The 16,459-nt window shown below is 60.8% G+C and carries 16 protein-coding genes; 8 read left to right on the forward strand and 8 right to left on the reverse strand.

What is annotated here, in order from left to right:
* The first annotated feature begins 6 nt into the window (after positions 1-6).
* Together asd and mscM are read left to right on the forward strand one after the other, a co-directional pair.
* Positions 7-900, forward strand: coding sequence for an archaetidylserine decarboxylase (gene asd, locus MMS95_RS12290; RefSeq protein WP_015376384.1), 894 nt, complete (start codon positions 7-9; stop codon positions 898-900).
* 13 nt (positions 901-913) lie between these two features.
* Positions 914-4,261, forward strand: a complete 3,348-nt coding sequence (mscM, locus tag MMS95_RS12295; protein WP_015376383.1) for a miniconductance mechanosensitive channel MscM — start codon at positions 914-916, stop codon at positions 4,259-4,261.
* Positions 4,262-4,329: 68 nt separating this feature from the next.
* Here the strand turns inward: mscM and epmA are convergent, their stop codons facing one another.
* Positions 4,330-5,307, reverse strand: a complete 978-nt coding sequence (epmA, locus tag MMS95_RS12300; protein ID WP_242141738.1) for an elongation factor P--(R)-beta-lysine ligase — start codon at positions 5,305-5,307, stop codon at positions 4,330-4,332.
* A 385-nt stretch (positions 5,308-5,692) separates the two neighbouring features.
* Here epmA and frdA point away from each other — a divergent pair, with 385 nt between their 5' ends.
* From frdA to blc, 5 genes are all read left to right on the forward strand, one after another.
* Positions 5,693-7,489, forward strand: a complete 1,797-nt coding sequence (gene frdA / locus MMS95_RS12305; protein ID WP_015376381.1) for a fumarate reductase (quinol) flavoprotein subunit — start codon at positions 5,693-5,695, stop codon at positions 7,487-7,489.
* On the forward strand, positions 7,482-8,216 hold the full coding sequence (locus MMS95_RS12310; protein ID WP_004929676.1) for a succinate dehydrogenase/fumarate reductase iron-sulfur subunit: 735 nt from the start codon (positions 7,482-7,484) through the stop codon (positions 8,214-8,216). The genes frdA and MMS95_RS12310 overlap by 8 nt, the downstream gene beginning before the upstream one ends.
* Positions 8,217-8,231: 15 nt before the next feature.
* Positions 8,232-8,624 (forward strand): fumarate reductase subunit FrdC, encoded by a 393-nt coding sequence (gene frdC / locus MMS95_RS12315; protein ID WP_004929673.1) that lies wholly within the window; start codon positions 8,232-8,234, stop codon positions 8,622-8,624.
* A gap of 12 nt (positions 8,625-8,636) precedes the next feature.
* Positions 8,637-8,996 carry a fumarate reductase subunit FrdD gene (frdD, locus tag MMS95_RS12320; protein ID WP_004929672.1) on the forward strand — a complete coding sequence of 120 codons (360 nt, stop codon included), beginning with the start codon at positions 8,637-8,639 and terminating at the stop codon, positions 8,994-8,996.
* An 84-nt stretch (positions 8,997-9,080) separates the two neighbouring features.
* Positions 9,081-9,614, forward strand: coding sequence for an outer membrane lipoprotein Blc (blc, locus tag MMS95_RS12325; protein ID WP_242141739.1), 534 nt, complete (start codon positions 9,081-9,083; stop codon positions 9,612-9,614).
* Here the strand turns inward: blc and sugE are convergent.
* From sugE to efp, 4 genes are all read right to left on the reverse strand, one after another.
* Entirely contained in the window at positions 9,608-9,925 is a 318-nt protein-coding gene (gene sugE / locus MMS95_RS12330; protein WP_004929669.1) for a quaternary ammonium compound efflux SMR transporter SugE, read from the reverse strand. The genes blc and sugE overlap by 7 nt on opposite strands.
* A 192-nt stretch (positions 9,926-10,117) precedes the next feature.
* On the reverse strand, positions 10,118-10,249 hold the full coding sequence (locus MMS95_RS12335; RefSeq protein ID WP_004929668.1) for an entericidin A/B family lipoprotein: 132 nt from the start codon (positions 10,247-10,249) through the stop codon (positions 10,118-10,120).
* Positions 10,250-10,369: 120 nt separating this feature from the next.
* Entirely contained in the window at positions 10,370-10,501 is a 132-nt protein-coding gene (locus MMS95_RS12340) for an entericidin A/B family lipoprotein (protein ID WP_004929667.1), read from the reverse strand.
* Between the two features lie 70 nt (positions 10,502-10,571).
* On the reverse strand, positions 10,572-11,138 hold the full coding sequence (gene efp, locus MMS95_RS12345; RefSeq protein WP_004929666.1) for an elongation factor P: 567 nt from the start codon (positions 11,136-11,138) through the stop codon (positions 10,572-10,574).
* Between the two features lie 42 nt (positions 11,139-11,180).
* On the opposite strand from efp, the gene epmB reads away from it, so the two are divergent.
* A complete protein-coding gene (epmB, locus tag MMS95_RS12350) occupies positions 11,181-12,209 on the forward strand; it encodes an EF-P beta-lysylation protein EpmB (RefSeq protein WP_004929665.1) in 1,029 nt (342 codons plus the stop codon).
* 88 nt (positions 12,210-12,297) lie between these two features.
* Here epmB and MMS95_RS12355 read toward each other — a convergent pair whose 3' ends face one another.
* The 3 genes from MMS95_RS12355 to groL form a co-directional block, all read right to left on the reverse strand.
* The gene (locus tag MMS95_RS12355; RefSeq protein ID WP_004929664.1) at positions 12,298-12,642 is read right to left on the reverse strand and encodes a DUF4156 domain-containing protein; all 345 of its coding nucleotides are present in this window, start codon (positions 12,640-12,642) and stop codon (positions 12,298-12,300) included.
* Positions 12,643-12,945: 303 nt separating this feature from the next.
* Positions 12,946-14,553 carry a methyl-accepting chemotaxis protein gene (locus MMS95_RS12360; protein WP_242141740.1) on the reverse strand — a complete coding sequence of 536 codons (1,608 nt, stop codon included), beginning with the start codon at positions 14,551-14,553 and terminating at the stop codon, positions 12,946-12,948.
* A gap of 224 nt (positions 14,554-14,777) precedes the next feature.
* On the reverse strand, positions 14,778-16,424 hold the full coding sequence (gene groL / locus MMS95_RS12365) for a chaperonin GroEL (RefSeq protein WP_004929662.1): 1,647 nt from the start codon (positions 16,422-16,424) through the stop codon (positions 14,778-14,780).
* Positions 16,425-16,459: the final 35 nt, after the last annotated feature.

Consider the following 16,459-nt stretch of genomic DNA (forward strand, 5'->3'; position numbering starts at 1 on the left):
GTTAACGTGCTGGATAGCATCAAGATTAAACTGCAATATTGGCTGCCGAAGCTGGCGCTGACCCGCCTGGCGGGCTGGGGCGCCGACAAACGTGCCGGCTGGCTGACCCAACTGGTGGTCAAAACCTTCGCCCGCTACTACCGCGTGGACATGCAGGAAGCGCAAAACCCGGACCTGGCGTCTTACGCCACCTTCAACGACTTCTTCGTGCGCCCGCTGCGCGATGGCGCGCGCCCGATCATCGCCGACGCCAACTGGCTGGCGCTGCCCGCCGATGGCGCCATCAGCCAGCTCGGCCCGATCCGCGAGGATCAAATCTTCCAGGCCAAAGGCCACCACTACAGCCTGGAAGCGCTGCTGGCCGGCAACTATCTGTTGGCCGAGCCGTTCCGCAACGGCCTGTTCGCCACCACCTACCTGGCGCCGCGCGACTATCACCGCGTCCACATGCCGTGCGCCGGCGTGCTGCGCGAAATGATCTATGTGCCGGGCGATCTGTTCTCGGTCAACCCGCTCACCGCCGCCAACGTGCCTAACCTGTTCGCACGCAACGAGCGCGTGATCTGCGTCTTCGACACCGACATCGGGCCGATGGTGCAAATCCTGGTCGGCGCCACCATCGTCGGCAGCATTGAAACCGTCTGGGCCGGCACCGTCACGCCGCCGCGCGAAGGCATTATCAAGCGCTGGACCTACCCGGCCGCTGGTGAAGAAGGCGCCATCACATTGGAAAAAGGCGCCGAGATGGGCCGTTTCAAGCTCGGCTCCACGGTGATCAACCTGTTTACCGCAGGCAGCGTGCAGTTTGCGCCGCAGCTGCATAACGGCACCGTCACCCGCATGGGTGAAGCCTTCGCCGAAATCCCGGCCGCCGCTGAAACACCACAGACCCCGATCTAAAGGAATCGACGCCGTGCGCCTTTTCATCACGCTTTTGCTCGGTTGCCTGTTGTGGCAACCGGCGCTGGCCGCCCCCGTGCCGACCGAGAGCCAGCTCAAACAGGAGCTGAAGCAGGCGGAAAGCAGCAAAAACGCGCCGAATCAGGCGGAAACCACCGAGGCGCTGCAAAGCGCCCTCAACTGGCTGACGGAGCGCAAAGAGTCGCAGACTCGCTCCGAGCAGTATCAGAGGGTGATCGACGATTTCCCGAAGATGACGCAGGAGCTGCGCCGTCAGTTGGTGCTGGAAAGCAACAAGATCCTGCCGAACGGCGACGATTTGCCGGCCGCCGAGCTGGAACAGCAGATCCTGCAAACCAGCAGCCTGCTGCTGGAACAGGCGCGCCTGCTGCAGCAAGAGCAGGATCGCACGCGGGAGATCAGCGATTCGCTCGGCCAGCTGCCGCAGCAGCAGACCGACGCTCGCCGTGCGCTGACGGAAGTGCAGCGCCGCCTGCAGGCGCAGCCTGCCAACCCGACCACGCCGTACGCGCAGGCCGCCCTGGCCCTGCTGCAGACCGAAGCGGCGGCGCGCAAAGCCAAAGTGGACGAGCTGGAGCTGGCGCAGCTGTCGGCCAACAACCGGCAGGAGCTGGCGCGCATGCGCGCCGAGGTCTATAAAAAGCGCCACGAGAAAATAGACGTGCAGCTGCAGGCGCTGCGCAACAACCTCAATGCCCAGCGCCAACGCGAAGCGGAACTGGCGCTGGAAAAAACCGAGCAGTTGGCCGAGCAGAACGGCGACTTGCCAAGAAGCATCAGCCAACAGTTGCAGATCAACCGCGAACTGTCCGCCGCGCTGAACAGCCAGGCGCAGCGCATGGATCTGATTTCGTCGCAGCAGCGGCAGGCGGCGGCACAGACGCTGCAGGTGCGCCAGGCGCTGAGCACCATCATCGAACAGGCCCAGTGGCTCGGCTCGTCGTCGGCGCTGGGGGAAACCCTGCGCGCCCAAGTGGCGACGCTGCCGGAAATGCCCAAGCCGCAACAGCTGGACGGCGACATGGCCCAGCTGCGCGTGCAGCGCCTGCAGTTTGAAAATCAGTTGGAAAAGCTGTCGCAGCGCGAATTCAAGCGCGACGACGGCAGCGCGCTGACCAGCCAGGAGCAGCGCATCGTCGATGCCCAGCTGCGCACCCAGCGCGAGCTGCTCAACTCGCTGCTGTCCGGTTGCGACACCCAAATCCTCGAGCTGACCAAGCTGAAGGTGGCCAACACCCAACTGATCGAAGCGTTGAACGAAATTCGCGACGCCACCCACCGCTATCTGTTCTGGGTGCCGGACGTCAATCCGATCAACTTCTCTTATCCGCTCAACGTGGCGCACGATCTGACGCGCGTCCTGTCGTTGGACACGCTGTCGCAGCTCGGCGGCGCCTTCATGATGATGGTGACCAGCCGCGAAACGCTGATCCCGATCTTCGGCGCCCTGCTGCTGGTGATTTTCAGCATCAGTTCACGCAAGCACTATCACGCCTTCCTCGAGCGCGCCAGCAGCCGCGTCGGCAAGGTGACGCAGGACGAATTCTTCCTCACGGTGCGCACCGTGTTCTGGTCGATTCTGGTGGCGATGCCGCTGCCGGTGCTGTGGGCCGCGCTCGGTTACGGCCTGCAGAGCGCCTGGAACTACCCGGTGGCAGAAGCGATCGGCAAAGGGGTGACCGCCACGCTGCCGATCCTGTGGATCTGCATGATCTGCGCCGCCTTCGCCCACCCGCAGGGGCTGTTCATCGTGCACTTCCGCTGGCCGGCGAAGCAGGTCTCGCGCGCCATGCGCTACTACAAGATGTCGATCTGGCTGATCGTGCCGCTGATCATGGCGCTGATCACCTTCGATAGCCTGAAAGAACGCGAGTTCGCCAACACCCTGGGACGGCTGTGCTTTATCCTGCTGTGTCTGGCGCTGGCGCTGGTCACCCACAGCCTGAAACGCGCCGGCATTCCGCTGTATCTGGATAAAAACGGCTCCGGCGACAACATGCTCAACAGCGCCTTCTGGGGGCTGCTGCTGTCGGCGCCGCTGCTGGCGGCGCTGGCGTCGACCGTCGGTTACCTCACCACCGCGCAGGCGCTGTTGGCGCGCCTGGAGACCTCGGTGGCGATCTGGTTCCTGTTGCTGGTCATCTACCACATCATCCGCCGCTGGATGCTGATCCAACGGCGGCGCATCGCCTTCGATCGCGCCAAACAGCGCCGCGCCGACATCCTGGCCCAGCGCGCCCGCGGCGAAGACGAAACCTCGCACACCCCGAACAGCACCGAAGGCGCCATCGATCCGGACGATTCGGACTTCGATCTGGACACCATCAGCGCCCAGTCGCTGCGGCTGGTGCGGTCGATCCTGACGCTGATCGCGCTGGTGTCGGTGATCGTGCTGTGGTCCGAGATCCACTCCGCGTTCGCCTTCCTGGAAAACATCTCGCTGTGGGACGTGACTTCGACGGTGAACGGCGTAGAGACCGCCCATCCGATCACCCTCGGCGCGGTTCTGATCGCTATTCTGGTGCTGATCATCACCATGCAGCTGGTGCGCAACCTGCCGGCGCTGCTGGAGCTGGCGGTGCTGCAGCACTTGGATCTGTCGCCGGGCACCGGCTACGCCATCACCACCATCACCAAGTACTTGCTGCTGCTGTTCGGCGCGGTGCTCAGCTTCGCCTGGATCGGCATCGAATGGTCAAAACTGCAGTGGGTGGTTACCGCGCTCAGTCTGGGGTTGGGCTTCGGCATGCAGGAGATCTTCTCTAACTTCATCTCCGGCCTGATCATCCTGTTCGAGAAACCGATCCGCATCGGCGACACCGTGACGATCCGCAACCTGACCGGCACCGTCACCAAGATCAATACCCGCGCCACCACCATTTCGGACTGGGACCGCAAAGAGATCATCGTGCCGAACAAAGCGTTCATCACCGAACAGTTCGTCAACTGGTCGCTGTCGGACACCCTGACCCGTGTGGTGCTGACCGTACCGGCGCCGGGCGAAGCCAACAGCGAGGAGGTGACCAAAATCCTGATGAACGCCGCCGAACGCTGCTCGCTGGTGCTGGATAATCCGGCGCCGGAGGTTTACCTGGTCGATCTGCAACAGGGCATCCAGATCTTCGAGATGCGTATTTACGCCGCCGAGATGGGCCACCGCATGCCGCTGCGCCACGAGATCCACCAGCTGATCCTGGCGGGCTATCGCGAGCACGGCATCACGCTGCCGTACCCGCCGTTCCAGGTGCGCACCGAGACGCTGTCGCGGTTGACCAACAACGGCCGTACGCCGCCGTCTACGCCGGCGCCGAACACCAAGCGCGACGCCGGGGGGCTGTAAGCGCTTCTCGCGATAAAAAAAGGGTCGGCAAATGCCGACCCTTTTTGCTTTTCTCACCGCCTGAAACGTCAGGCGATCCCGACCGGGAAGGCTAATACGTCGCTCAGGCTCTCGGCGCCCAGCGCCAGCATCACCAGACGATCCACGCCCAGCGCTACGCCGGAACATTCCGGCATGCCGTGCTGCAATGCCGCCAACAGGTTGTAGTCGATCGGTTGCTGCGGCAGACCGCGCTCCGCGCGTTTGCGGTTGTCCTGCTCGAAGCGCTGCTGTTGTTCACGGCCGTCGGTCAGCTCGCGGAAACCGTTCGCCAGCTCAATGCCCTTGAAGTACACCTCAAAACGCTCCGCCACGCGGTGGTCTTCGGTGCTGATCTCCGCCAACGCCGCCTGGCTGGCCGGGAAGTGGTAAACGAACGCCGGCTTTTCACGGCCGATATGCGGTTCCACGCCCACGGTGAACAGCAGCTGCAGCAGCGTATCGCGATCTTCTTCGGTATCGGCGATGTTGCTCAGATCGAGTTTGGCCGCCGCTTCGCGCAGCTGCGCCTTCTCCGCCGACAGCGGATCGATGTCCAGATGGCGCAGGAACGCCTGCTGATAGGACAGGGTCTCCGCGCTCTCGCAGTCCAGCACCTGTTGCAGCAGATCGTCCACCTCATTCATCAGGCGGTACATGTCGTAGTGCGGACGGTACCACTCCAGCATGGTGAATTCGGGGTTATGGTGCCGCCCGGCTTCTTCATTGCGGAAGCTGCGCCCCATTTGGTAGATCGGGCCGCTGCCCGCCGCCAGCAGGCGCTTCATGTGATATTCCGGGCTGGTCATCATGTATAGCGTCAGGCCCTCTGCCGCCCCCGGCCCGACGAAACGCGTCTCGAACGGGAACAGGTGAACGTCGGTGACCGTCGCCTGGCTCATGGTGGGCGTCTCAACTTCCAGCATGCCACGATCGGCGAAGAAACGCCGGATCTCAGCCAGAATCGCTGCGCGTTTCAACAAATTGGCGATGGGTGCACTAGGCTGCCAGCTTGCCGTTTCGCTCATGGTAATTAACTCCGAAATCAAACAGGGGATGCAGTCTACTCGCATCCTTGCAGCCAAACAAATTCTTCACGATGCGCAACCGGCCATAACGCCAATTTCCGATAAATAGGCGGCAAAAGCGCGTTAAAAAGGGTAAAGCACGCCGAACGCGCGAAAAGGCAGGCAAGCCTGTTGGGCAAGCGTTAATCGACAAAACAATCGATCACATCAAATTTCGACTACTTAACTTTAGGTATAGTTAATTCCCCATTATTGGTGGGAGATATCTATCCTTAACCTTTAAGCAACATTAATCGGTTCAATTAGTTAGCACCCGAAGAGTTCGCTAAATTTTAAGCATAGATATTTAACTTGCCGTTCTTAACAAGAACATTGGAGGAATGCAGTGCAAACCTTTAACGCCGATCTTGCCATTATTGGGGCCGGGGGCGCTGGTTTACGTGCAGCAATAGCCGCAGCGGAAGCCAATCCCCAACTGAAAATCGCGCTGATCTCGAAGGTCTACCCGATGCGCAGCCACACGGTCGCCGCCGAGGGGGGCTCCGCCGCCGTCACTCAGGATCACGATACCTTCGACTACCACTTCCACGACACCGTCGCCGGCGGCGACTGGCTGTGCGAGCAGGACGTGGTCGATCACTTCGTGCATCAGTGCCCGCGCGAGATGACCCAGCTCGAACAGTGGGGCTGCCCGTGGAGCCGCAAACCGGACGGTTCGGTCAACGTGCGGCGTTTCGGCGGCATGAAGATCGAACGCACCTGGTTCGCCGCCGACAAGACCGGCTTCCACATGCTGCACACCCTGTTCCAGACCTCGCTGAAATACCCGCAAATTCAACGCTTCGACGAGCACTTCGTACTGGATATCCTGGTGGATGACGGCCAGGCGCGCGGCCTGGTGGCGCTCAACATGATGGAAGGCACCCGCGTGCAGATCCGCGCCAACGCGGTGGTGATGGCCACCGGCGGCGCCGGGCGCGTTTACCGCTACAACACCAACGGCGGCATCGTCACCGGCGACGGCATGGGCATGGCGTTCCACCACGGCGTACCGCTGCGCGACATGGAGTTCGTGCAGTACCACCCAACCGGCCTGCCCGGTTCCGGCATCCTGATGACCGAGGGCTGCCGCGGCGAAGGCGGCATCCTGGTGAACAAGGATGGCTACCGCTACCTGCAAGACTACGGCATGGGCCCGGAAACCCCGCTGGGCGAGCCGAAGAACAAATACATGGAGCTGGGCCCGCGCGATAAAGTGTCCCAGGCCTTCTGGCACGAATGGCGCGCCGGCCGCACCATCGCCACCCCACGCGGCGACGTGGTCTACCTCGATCTGCGCCACCTGGGCGAGAAAAAGCTGCTGGAGCGGCTGCCGTTCATCTGTGAACTGGCCAAAGCCTACGTCGGCGTCGATCCGGTGAAGGATCCGATCCCGGTGCGCCCTACCGCGCACTACACCATGGGCGGCATTGAAACCGACCAGAACTGCGAAACTCGCATCAAGGGGCTGTTCGCGGTCGGCGAATGTTCCTCCGTCGGCCTGCACGGCGCCAACCGTCTCGGCTCCAACTCGCTGGCGGAACTGGTGGTATTCGGCCGCGTCGCCGGTGAGCACGCGGCGCGCCGCGCGCTGGAAACCGCGCCGGCCAACGGCGCCGCGCTGGATGCGCAAACCCGCGACGTCGAAACCCGCCTGGGCAACCTGATGAAGCAGGAAGGCAACGAAAACTGGGCGAAGATCCGCGACGAAATGGGGCTGTCGATGGAAGAAGGCTGCGGCATCTACCGCACGCCGGAGCTGATGCAAAAAACCATCGATAAGCTGGCCGAGCTGAAAGAGCGCTTCAAGCGCGTCAAAATCACCGACAACACCAGCGTGTTCAATACCGATCTGCTGTACACCATCGAGCTGGGCTACGGCCTGGACGTCGCCGAATGCATGGCGCACTCCGCATTTAACCGCAAAGAGTCGCGCGGCGCCCACCAGCGCCTGGACGAAGGCTGCACCGAGCGTGACGACGTCAACTTCCTCAAGCATACGCTGGCGTTCCACAACCCGCAGGGCGCGCCGCGTCTCGAATACAGCGACGTGAAAATCACCAAGCTGCCGCCGGCCAAACGCGTCTACGGCGCAGAAGCCGAAGCGCAGGAGAAAAAGAATAAGGAGCAGGCAAATGGCTGAGATGCAAACCCTGAAGATCGACGTCATGCGCTATAACCCGGAAAGTGACGCCGAGCCGCATTTCGTCACTTACGCCGTGCCTTATGATGAACAGACCTCGCTGCTCGATGCGCTGGGCTACATCAAGGATAACCTGGCGCCGGACCTCTCCTACCGCTGGTCGTGCCGCATGGCGATCTGCGGCTCCTGCGGCATGATGGTCAACCGCGTGCCGAAGCTGGCGTGCAAAACCTTCCTGCGCGACTACGTCGGCGGCATGAAGGTCGAAGCGCTGGGCAACTTCCCGATCGAGCGCGATCTGGTGGTGGACATGACCCACTTCATCGAGAGCCTGGAGGCGATCAAACCGTACATCATCGGCAACGATCGCAAACCGGAGGATGGCCCGAACGTGCAGACCCCGGCGCAGATGGCCAAATACCACCAGTTCTCCGGCTGCATCAACTGCGGCCTGTGCTACGCCGCGTGCCCGCAGTTCGGCCTCAACCCCGAGTTTATCGGCCCGGCGGCGATCACGCTGGCGCACCGCTATAACCTGGACAACCGCGACCACGGCAAGAAACAGCGCATGCCGCAGCTCAACGGCCAAAACGGCGTCTGGAGCTGCACCTTCGTCGGCTATTGCTCTGAAGTCTGCCCGAAACACGTCGATCCCGCCGCCGCCATCCAGCAGGGCAAGGTGGAGAGCGCCAAAGACTTCATGATCGCCATGCTGAAGCCGCAATAAGGGAGAAAAATTGCCATGACAACTCAACGTAAGCCCTATGTGCGCACCATGACGCCCACCTGGTGGCAAAAGCTCGGCTTCTACCGTTTCTACATGCTGCGCGAAGGCACCTCGGTGCTGGCGGTGTGGTTCAGCATCGTGCTGCTCTACGGCGTGTTCGCGCTGAAGGGCGGCGCCGAGAGCTGGGCCGGCTTCGTCGGTTTCTTGCAGAATCCGCTGGTGCTGTTGATCAACGTCGTCGCCCTGCTGGCGGCGGCGCTGCACACCAAAACCTGGTTCGATCTGGCGCCGAAGGCCGCCAATATCGTGGTCAACAGCGAGAAAATGGGGCCGGGCCCCATCGTGAAAGGGCTGTGGGCCGTCACCATCGTCGTCAGCGTGGTCATCCTGGCCGTGGCCCTGATCTAATCCGGAGGAAACATGATAAATCAAGCACCTAAACGTTCCGACGAGCCGGTTTTCTGGGGATTGTTCGGCGCCGGCGGTATGTGGGGGGCGATCGTCGCACCGGCCATCGTACTGCTGGTCGGCATTCTGCTGCCGCTGGGGCTGTTCCCCGGTGAGGCGCTGGGTTACGAGCGCGTGCTGGCGTTCTGCCAGAGCCTGATCGGCCGCCTATTCCTGCTGCTGATGATCATTCTGCCGCTGTGGTGCGGCCTGCACCGCATCCACCATGCGATGCACGATCTGAAGATCCACGTGCCGGCCGGCAAGTGGGTGTTCTACGGTCTGGCGGCGATCCTCAGCGTCGTCACCGTCATCGGCGTCGTCACGCTGTAAACCGCTCAGGCGGCCAACGCCCGTTGGCCGCCCTTTTCTCATCGGCTACACTGTCTACTCGCCCCCGGTAAACAGGAGTCACCGATGCGTTTATGGTCAAAGCTTAGCGTCATGCTTTCCGCCCTGCTCTCCGTCGCCTGCAGCGTCTCCCCGCCTAAAGACATCAAGGTCGTGACCCCTTTCGACAGCCAGCGCTATCTCGGCACCTGGTATGAGATTGCACGCCTGGATCATCGCTTCGAACGCGGTTTACAGCTGGTGACCGCCCACTACAGCCCGCGTGCCGACGGCGGACTGAAAGTCATCAATCGCGGCTTCAATCCGCAGAAACAGCAATGGCAAGAAAGCGAAGGCAAAGCCTACTTTATCGGTTCACCGCAGATCGCGGCGCTGAAAGTATCGTTCTTCGGCCCCTTCTACGGCGGCTACAACGTGATTGCCCTGGATCCGGCGTATCGCTACGCGCTGGTTTGCGGCCCGAACCGCGACTATCTGTGGATCCTGTCGCGCACGCCGACGCTTGACGCCGCCGTGCGCGACCGCTTATTGCAGACAGCCAAAGGCTACGGTTTCGCCACCGACAAGCTGATCTGGGTGCAGCAGTCCGCCGGTCAGTGACTGCTGAACTTCAGCCCGAGTATGCCGACCACGATCAGGCACAGGCTGATGATGCGCGCGATATTGGTCGATTCCCCCAACAGCACCATGCCCATGATGGCCGCGCCCACCGCGCCGATGCCGGTCCACACCGCGTAGGCGGTGCCGGCGGGCAGCGTTTTCATGGCGTTGGCCAACAGCAACATGCTGACCACCATCGCGGCGATGGTGATAATGCTCGGCGTCAGCCGGGTAAAACCGTGGGTGTATTTCAGACCGATAGCCCAAACCACTTCGAGCAAACCGGCGATAAGCAGAATAATCCAGGCCATGAGACGGCCTCCCTACCACTGGGGTCGTCCCCGATAAAATGACGCGTAAACGGGCCGTCCCGTTCAGCGAGGTGATGCATGACGGGTAACCTCACCCGCACTGCGGCAGGATAGCAGCAGCGTTAACGCTCAGGCAAGGGATAGAAATGTGGCGGCTCTCCGCAGCCGGAACGCCGCCGGGTGGAATGCGGATTATTCCGCGCTGCGCTGAATAGCCTTGCCGCCGGCCTGAATGTCTTCACCCACACCGCGGGTGGTATTGCAGGCGGTCAGCGAGCTCAAAATCATCAAAGAGAAGATCGCGATAATACTTTTCTTCAGCATAAGAAAGTCCTTATTTGTCGTTGATGAAAAAGTACGGCTTTCTAAGCGTAGTCAAAATTGACGGAGGGTGTGGGATCGTGACCGGCTTTGTGGCGCAAATACATCGGGTTAAAGGCAGGATCAGCTGGCCGTGCGGGAGATGGCGCCGCCGAGATGCTGAACGTCTTCGCCGAAACCGCGAAACGTATTGCAACTGCTGAGGGAGAAAAGGAACAACAGGGAGAGCACGGCCAACAGCGTTTTCTTGAACATGCGAATTTTCTGCCAACGAACGAGGATGGGATAAAACAGAGGAACCACGGGGGTTCCTCTGTTTTGAAACTTACTTAACGCGAGAGACGTATTCGCCAGAGCGAGTGTCAACTTTGATCACTTCGCCGATCTGGACGAACAACGGCACTTTTACTACGGCGCCGGTGCTCAGTGTCGCCGGCTTGCCGCCAGTCCCTGCGGTATCGCCTTTCAGGCCAGGATCGGTATCGGTGATTTCCGCTTCGATGAAGTTCGGCGGCTGAACGGCGATTGGACGGCCATCCCACAGGGTGATGATGCACTCTGCGTTATCCTGCAGCCATTTGGCCGCGTCGCCGACGGTTTTGCCGTCAACCTGATGCTGTTCGAAAGACTCAGGGTGCATGAAGTGGTAGAACTCACCGTCGCTGTACAGGTAGTTCATGTTGGTGTCCATCACGTCTGCGCCTTCGCAAGAATCGGTAGACTTGAAGGTTTTTTCCACGCGGGTGCCGGTCAGCAGACGGCGCATTTTCACGCGTGCAAACGCCTGGCCTTTGCCCGGCTTAACGAACTCACTGGCTTCGACGGCGTAAGGTTCGCCCTCGAACATGATTTTAAGACCCGGACGGAAATCGTTGCTAGAATAAGTCGCCATGATGGCCCTCTGAATATTTGAACTGGTAGCTTAGCCAAAAAAATGGCACACATTATAACCCAAAGTACGGCACATAGAGAAGATTGGTTGCATCAACTCGCCGATGTTATTACCGATCCCGATGAATTACTGCAGCTTTTGTCACTGAATACGCACCCGGAACTGCCGCAGGGGCGCGATGCCCGCCGGCTGTTTGCCCTGCGCGTGCCGCGCGCCTTCGCTGCGCGCATGCGCCCCGGCGATGCCAACGACCCATTGCTGCGCCAGGTGCTGACCGCCAGAGAGGAGTTCATCAACGCCCCAGGGTTCACCACCGATCCGCTCGATGAGCAGCGCAGCGTGGTACCGGGCCTGCTGCACAAATACCGCAATCGCGCGCTGCTGCTGGTCAAAGGCGGCTGTGCGGTCAACTGCCGTTACTGCTTCCGCCGCCACTTCCCCTATCAGGATAATCAGGGCAACAAGAACAACTGGCGGCAGGCGCTGGATTATATCCGCCAACACCCGGAACTCGACGAGATCATTTTTTCCGGCGGCGATCCGCTGATGGCCAAAGACAGCGAGTTGGAGTGGCTGGTCGGCGAACTGGAGACCATCCCGCACCTGAAACGCCTGCGCATTCACACCCGTCTGCCGGTGGTGATCCCGGCGCGCATTACGCCGGCGCTGTGCCGCCTGCTGTCGGCCTCGCGCCTGCAGGTGCTGATGGTCACGCATATCAACCACGCCAACGAAATCGACCGCGAGCTGCAGAGTGCCATGGCTCAGCTGCGCCTCGCCGGCGTCACGCTGCTCAATCAAAGCGTGCTGCTGCGCGACGTCAACGATGACGCCGACACGCTGGCCGCGCTCAGCAACGCGCTGTTCGACGCCGGCATCCTGCCCTACTACATTCACGTGCTGGACAAGGTGCAGGGCGCGGCGCACTTCATGGTCAGCGACGATGAAGCGCGCGTCATCATGCAGGCGCTGCTGAGCAAGGTGTCCGGTTATCTGGTGCCGCGCCTGACGCGTGAAGTGGGCGGCGAACCGAGCAAAACACCGATCGACCTGCGCCTGATGCAGGAGTGATGCGCGCCACATGGCCTGATGGAACGAAAAGAGGAATGCCGTGGCATTCCTCTTTTTTTATCTCTGTGCGGCGTTTGGCCTCAGCGCCTTATGGGCACTTGTAAACCTGGCCGACCATTTTGCTGTCCAGCGGCGCGAAGCTGGAGAGCAGGTTCTGGCTTGGGCTGTTGGCGCCGTAGATCACGTTGCCGCCCATTGCCGCCGCCTTGTTGCGCAGATCGTTGGCCGCACCGCGCATGGAGCTGCCCTCACCGCCGTTGCCGGACAGCCAGTTGCTCTGGGTGCCGGTCACTTCCCCCAGCAGCTGGCATTCCGCCGCCGGCTTGCTGTCGGTGAACTTGATCTGCTGACCCGCAGCGGTCAGTTCATGAGTGGTGCTGCAACCCGCCAGCAGCACCGCTGCCGAAAGACCCAGTAAGGCTTTAATCCGCATCTTGTTCCCCATTCGATGTTGAGAATTACGCAAAATCTTCTACCCGTCGCCTTTCAAGCTGTAGCGTTGTTGACTGCACTCGCTCACCCCAGTTACTTACTCAAGTAAGCGCCTGGGGACTCACGAGCTGGCCGCCTAGCTACAACTTGAAATTCATAGGGTATATCAGAAAGCGATGCCATCTCTTAAGCATCCGTTGCCGCGCGAGCGGGCCAACGTCTTGAGCGACAGCTGATGACTAACCAGTTTACCAGCTAAATCGCCCCGGGCGGCAAAAATATCATCAAATACAGAGCGGCGGCATTATACCCAGCCGGCACCGGCCGCCGAAGCCGACGCTTCCGGCTCTCCCGCCAGTTGGAATACCGCCACCGCCTGCGCCAGCAGGGCCGCCTGCTCCTCCACGCCGACGGCGGTGGTCGCCACCTCTTCCACCAGCGCGGCATTCTGCTGGGTTACCTGATCCATCTGGGTCACCGCCACCCCGACCTGCTCAACGCCCTTGCTTTGCTCTTGCGACGCGTACGAGATGTTATCCATCAGCGACGTCACCTGGTTCACCGAGCCGACGATGGCATTCATCGTCTCGCCCGCCTGTTCCACCAGCCGCACGCCGGCGGCGATATCGCCGGTGACGCCGTCGACCAGGCTGCTGATCTCCTTGGCCGAAGTCGCGCAGCGCTGCGCCAGATTGCGCACTTCGCCGGCCACCACCGCAAAACCCCGCCCCTGCTCCCCGGCGCGCGCGGCCTCGACGGCGGCGTTCAGCGCCAGAATGTTGGTCTGGAAGGCGATGCCGTCGATCACGCTGGTAATATCCCCCACCTGACGCGCGCTGTCGTTGATCGCCCGCATCTTGTCGACCGCGCTGGCCATCAGCGTTTCGCCGTTGCGGGCAATGCCGGCGGTCTGATTGACCATCCCGGCGGCCTGGTTGGCGTTATCGGCGTTTTGCCGCACCGTAGCGGTGATCTGTTCCATGCTGGCGGCGGTTTCCGTCAGCGCGCTGGCCTGTTCTTCTGTGCGGCTGGAGAGATCGGCGTTGCCGACGGCGATCTCATGCGTGCCGTGGTTGATCGACTCCACGCCGTCACGCACCTGCTGCACGGTGGCGCTCAGCTCCTGCTGCATCGCCTGCAGGCTGGCGAACAGCATGCCAATCTCATCGTTGCTGCGCGCCACGATCTTGCTGCGCAGATCGCCACGCCCAACCTTTTGCAAATGTTCGGCAATCTGGCGCAGCGGCAGGATCAGGCGCCGGCGGAAATCACGCTGTACGGCGACCAGCAGCAGCAGGATCGCCGCCAGGGTGCCGCTCAGCAGGCGGGCGAACACTTTCTGAGTCTGCTCCGCCTCCTCCACCGCCAGACGGTGGGCGGCCACCGTGGCCCGCATGTAGTCGGCAAACTGGCCGTCCAACCGTTGGCGCACCTGACGCTTCTCGGCCGCCATGGCGTGCAGCCGTTCAATCAACGATGCCTGCGGCGTCTCGGCCAGCAGCGTCAACTCTTGCTTCAGCACTCTCTGCTGCGCCAGGTAGACCTTTTTCATCGCCTCGCCCAGCTCCGGGCGCGATACCGTCAGGCCCGGCGTATCCCAGAACAGATTGAAAGCGACATCGGCGCCGCGCAGCTCGCCGCGCGCCTCATCAATGCCCTGCTGAATATCGGCTCTGCTGGTCTGCGCCATACGCTCGAACGCCAGGTTGTCGATCAGCGTCTGCGTTTGCAGCAAGGAACGCCAGCTGCGGTTCAGCGCCGCTTCCTCGTCGGAGAAAGTGCTCATCCTGCCGATGCTGTTGCCGTTTTGCTGCATGAAATAGAAGGCGATGGCGCCGGGTCCCATGGGCATCAAGCCCAGCAGCAACAGCATCAACATCAACCAGGTGGCTATTTTCATATTTTTCAGCATAAGTCGTCTCCGTTGACAGTCACCCCGGCGGGGGAAAATTCCCCGCCCGGTAGGGGCTATATCGGTACGAAACGACAGCGGTTTAGGGCAAAAGCAAAATAATGCAATAATTCATTCAGTGAACTAATAACGCGCTAAACAAACATTCTTTTTATTGATTTTTAAGATAAAAAAACCCCGGTCGTTTGACCGGGGTTCTCAGCACACAAGCGTGTGGGGGATGATTACATCATGCCGCCCATACCGCCCATGCCACCCATGCCGCCTGCTGCGCCCAGATCCGGTGCGTCAGCCTTCGGCAGGTCGGTGACCATGCATTCGGTGGTGATCATCAGACCAGCCACGGAAGCCGCGTACTGCAGAGCAGAACGGGTCACTTTGGTTGGATCCAGGATACCCATCGCGATCATGTCGCCGTATTCTTCAGAGTAAGCGTTGTAGCCGTAGCTGCCTTCGCCCGCTTTCACCTGGTTGGCGATAACGGAAGCTTCTTCACCGGCGTTAACCACGATCTGACGCAGAGGGGCTTCCATTGCGCGCAGCGCAACTTTGATACCCACGTTCTGGTCTTCGTTGTCGCCTTTCAGCGCGGCGATTTTGCCTGCAACGCGGATCAGCGCGACGCCGCCGCCGGCAACCACGCCTTCTTCCACTGCAGCGCGGGTGGCGTGCAGGGCGTCTTCAACGCGGGCTTTCTTCTCTTTCATTTCAACTTCAGTCGCTGCGCCAACCTTGATAACGGCAACGCCGCCGGCCAGTTTCGCTACGCGCTCCTGCAGTTTTTCACGATCGTAGTCAGAGGTCGCTTCTTCGATCTGCTGACGGATCTGAGCAACGCGGCCCTGGATGGTTGCTTCGTCGCCCACGCCATCGATGATGATGGTGGTGTCTTTGTTGATGACAACGCGTTTCGCCTGACCCAGGTCTTCCAGGGTGGCTTTTTCCAGCTCCAGACCGATCTCTTCAGAGATAACGGTACCGGCAGTCAGGGTCGCGATGTCCTGCAGCATGGCTTTACGACGGTCGCCGAAGCCAGGCGCCTTAACGGCAGCCACTTTCACGATGCCGCGCATGGTGTTGACCACCAGGGTCGCCAGCGCTTCACCTTCAACGTCTTCAGCGATGATCAGCAGCGGTTTGCCTGCTTTGGCAACGGCTTCCAGCACCGGCAGCATTTCGCGGATGTTGGAGATCTTCTTGTCAGCCAGCAGGATGAACGGACTTTCCAGCTCAACAGAACCGGTTTCCGGCTTGTTGATGAAGTATGGGGACAGGTAACCGCGGTCGAACTGCATACCTTCAACCACGTCCAGCTCGTCTTGCAGGCCGGTGCCTTCTTCAACGGTGATAACGCCTTCTTTGCCCACTTTCTCCATCGCTTCCGCGATCAGTTTACCCACGGTTTCGTCGGAGTTGGCGGAGATGGTGCCTACCTGAGCGATAGCTTTGGAATCGGAGCAAGGTACGGACAGTTTTTTCAGTTCTTCAACCGCAGCGACAACCGCTTTGTCGATGCCGCGCTTCAGATCCATCGGGTTCATGCCGGCAGCAACCGCTTTCAGGCCTTCGGTGATGATGGATTGAGCCAGTACGGTTGCCGTGGTGGTGCCGTCGCCCGCCGCGTCGTTCGCTTTGGAGGCCACTTCTTTCACCATCTGTGCGCCCATGTTCTCGAACTTGTCTTCCAGCTCGATTTCACGCGCAACGGAAACGCCGTCTTTGGTGATGGTCGGTGCGCCGAAAGATTTATCCAGCACTACGTTGCGGCCTTTCGGGCCCAGGGTCACTTTTACTGCATCAGCGAGAACATTCACGCCGCGGAGCATTTTCACGCGAGCGTCATTGCCGAATTTTACGTCTTTAGCTGCCATTGGTATTTCCCTTCAACTCGTTCAGTTCAGAAGAT

Origin of the sequence: Serratia sp. PGPR-27 (assembly GCF_022678525.1) — a bacterium.
GTDB lineage: Bacteria > Pseudomonadota > Gammaproteobacteria > Enterobacterales > Enterobacteriaceae > Serratia > Serratia nematodiphila.

Bases quoted from the DNA above. Each gene is read 5' to 3' on its own strand.
- MMS95_RS12360 (WP_242141740.1), bottom strand. From the start codon at position 14,553: ATGCTGAAAAATATGAAAATAGCCACCTGGTTGATGTTGATGCTGTTG.
- efp (WP_004929666.1), bottom strand. From the start codon at position 11,138: ATGGCGACTTATTCTAGCAACGATTTCCGTCCGGGTCTTAAAATCATG.
- MMS95_RS12335 (WP_004929668.1), bottom strand. From the start codon at position 10,249: ATGCTGAAGAAAAGTATTATCGCGATCTTCTCTTTGATGATTTTGAGC.
- groL (WP_004929662.1), bottom strand. From the start codon at position 16,424: ATGGCAGCTAAAGACGTAAAATTCGGCAATGACGCTCGCGTGAAAATG.
- frdD (WP_004929672.1), top strand. From the start codon at position 8,637: ATGATAAATCAAGCACCTAAACGTTCCGACGAGCCGGTTTTCTGGGGA.
- blc (WP_242141739.1), top strand. From the start codon at position 9,081: ATGCGTTTATGGTCAAAGCTTAGCGTCATGCTTTCCGCCCTGCTCTCC.
- sugE (WP_004929669.1), bottom strand. From the start codon at position 9,925: ATGGCCTGGATTATTCTGCTTATCGCCGGTTTGCTCGAAGTGGTTTGG.
- epmA (WP_242141738.1), bottom strand. From the start codon at position 5,307: ATGAGCGAAACGGCAAGCTGGCAGCCTAGTGCACCCATCGCCAATTTG.
- MMS95_RS12310 (WP_004929676.1), top strand. From the start codon at position 7,482: ATGGCTGAGATGCAAACCCTGAAGATCGACGTCATGCGCTATAACCCG.
- MMS95_RS12355 (WP_004929664.1), bottom strand. From the start codon at position 12,642: ATGCGGATTAAAGCCTTACTGGGTCTTTCGGCAGCGGTGCTGCTGGCG.
- MMS95_RS12340 (WP_004929667.1), bottom strand. From the start codon at position 10,501: ATGTTCAAGAAAACGCTGTTGGCCGTGCTCTCCCTGTTGTTCCTTTTC.
- frdC (WP_004929673.1), top strand. From the start codon at position 8,232: ATGACAACTCAACGTAAGCCCTATGTGCGCACCATGACGCCCACCTGG.
- epmB (WP_004929665.1), top strand. From the start codon at position 11,181: ATGGCACACATTATAACCCAAAGTACGGCACATAGAGAAGATTGGTTG.